General features: G+C 29.4%; 1 protein-coding gene. It reads right to left on the bottom strand.

Annotated features, from left to right (window positions below; translation table 11 throughout):
* The coding region (locus AX762_RS11880; RefSeq protein ID WP_071849322.1) for a DNA methyltransferase at positions 1 to 1,700 on the bottom strand (1,700 nt) is incomplete at its 3' end.
* Positions 1,701 to 1,762: the final 62 nt, after the last annotated feature.

Here is a 1,762-nt window from a genome sequence, read left to right as displayed (position 1 = left end):
ATAAACTTAACATCTTTTCCATCCTTTATTAAACTACAAGAAACTTCTGGTTTATCAATAAACTGAAATCCTTTCATTTCTTCAATTGCATTAATTTTAGATTTACTTTTAGGTTGTCTAAACTTAACAAATGGAGTTTTATGAAGTTCTTCAATCATCTCATAAGGAACTTCCAAGAAGTAAAATCGTGTATTTTCAATTTCTTCGTAGTCAGCTAAAAATTTCACCCTAGAAGATGGACTTACTATATATATTCGACTTGGTGCACTACTTCCTAGAGAATTAACTAAATTATTTAAGTAAGTTGAATCTATAGAAGTTTCTTTGAATTTTTCATAATTAAAAACTTTCACTGGAAAACTTCTTTTATTACCTTCAAAAGGGACACCATTTATAATTGTTTCTTTGATATTGAATTCAAATAGTTGAGAGACAAATTCCTGATACTTGCTCCATTCCATACTTAAAGTTTCTCTTAAATCATACATCCCTAATTTACTCGTCATAAATGCTCTTGGTTTTTTAGAATAAATTTCTTCTGTTTGTAGATCCTTTGTTTCATCAATACTAAGTAATCTTTTTTGCATTGTGAAATAAGATAATTTCCCTAAATCACATGTGATCCATTTTCTACCCAATTTCTCAGCAACTGTCATAGTCGTTCCAGACCCTCCGAAGAAATCCAGAACTAAATCACCAGGATTAGTAGAAGCCTCAATGATCCTTTTTAACAATACTTCAGGTTTTTGTGTAGGATAGTCGATTCTCTCTTTTGCAAAAGGATTTACAGATTGAATGTACCAGACATCATCAATCACTTTGCCTTGGACTTCTAATACTATATCCGAATTCTTTGAAGGTTTTCTTCCATGTAAATCCTTAAATCTTTTTACATATCCATTAAACTTTGAGTCTTCCGCTGGATAGTTATCTCCTCGTATCTGATTTTCTTCATTAAAGTACTTTTTCCATCTTTTAAAATTTGCATCTGATTCATAGTTCTCGTCTCTAAGAGGAGTAAAATTATTTTTTATTCCCTTTTTATAAAAATAAATATTGTCATGTTTTCGTGGGAAATTATTTTTTGTTTGTCCGATATATGTTCCATAATTCCAAATTATTTCGTTTGCAAAATTATTTTTACCGAAAACTTCGTCCATTATAGCCTGAACATAGTGTCCCATTTTTTGATCTAAATGTACGTAAATACTTCCGTCATCTGCAAGTATTTCTCTTGCTAGTATCAATCTACGTCTTATAAACTCAAGAAAATCAGCACCTTGCTTTTTATCATTATAAGCTTTTGCACCTTCTCGATTTTGAAATTCATCTTGAGTTGCAAATGGTGGATCAATATAAATAAGTTTAACTTTACCTTTTACTTTGTCTTTAATTAATGGATCTTTGTTTTCGTAAATGGTCTTTAAAAACTGCAAGTTGTCTCCAAAAACAATCATGTTTTTCCAATCATCTTCAAATGACTCAAATCCATTCTTATTAAACACTCTTTCTACTTGTAAAGGTAATGGGAAGGTTCCATCTTCATTACCTAATATATCTTCTTCTCTCATTTTACCAGAATAGACTAATTCATACTCTTCTTTTATGAATGGAAATAAGTCACTTTTAAATTCAGTTGGTATTGGTTTATCATTTTCAATTAAATCTATTAAGTATTGTTTTTTTATATTATCTAACATCAATATGCTCCTCAAGCCTATTTTCTTTACTTACAAATAAATCTTCTTTCATTATATCATTA

Origin of the sequence: Alkalibacterium sp. 20 (assembly GCF_001885615.1) — a bacterium.
Taxonomy (GTDB): domain Bacteria; phylum Bacillota; class Bacilli; order Lactobacillales; family Carnobacteriaceae_A; genus Alkalibacterium.
The sequence above is the reverse complement of the archived record's forward strand: the minus strand, read 5'-3'. Positions and strand labels throughout refer to the sequence as shown.